This window comes from Halomonas sp. ND22Bw (assembly GCF_003011945.1).
Classification (GTDB): Bacteria; Pseudomonadota; Gammaproteobacteria; order Pseudomonadales; family Halomonadaceae; genus Halomonas; species Halomonas halophila.
Genome location: NZ_PXWD01000805.1, coordinates 1 through 274 on the forward strand (window position 1 = coordinate 1; position 274 = coordinate 274).

The following is a 274-nucleotide window of genomic DNA, read 5'->3' on the forward strand; positions in this document are numbered from 1 at the left end:
GGCATGCGCCGCCGCCGCCGCGCGGACGATCGCCAGTTCGGACGCGGTCTCCTCCGAATAATCGGCGAACGGGCTGGTCAGCGGGCGCGCGGTGGCCAGTTCCTGGCGCAGCAGCATGACGCGCGCATCCTCGCCCAGCGCGGCGTAATCGTCGCAGACGCCGGCCTTGGCCAGCATCTCGGCGACGACCCGCTCGTGCACCGCGCTATTCTGCCGCAGGTCCAGCGTGGCGAGGTGGAAGCCGAACCCCTCGACCGCGCGGATCCGCCGCCCC

The 274-nt window shown here is 73.0% G+C and carries 1 protein-coding gene; it reads right to left on the bottom strand.

Annotated elements, in window-relative coordinates; translation table 11 throughout:
- Window positions 1-274, bottom strand: a 274-nt coding sequence (locus CVH10_RS20360) for a phosphoenolpyruvate carboxylase (RefSeq protein ID WP_146143181.1), incomplete at both ends; no start/stop codon positions are given.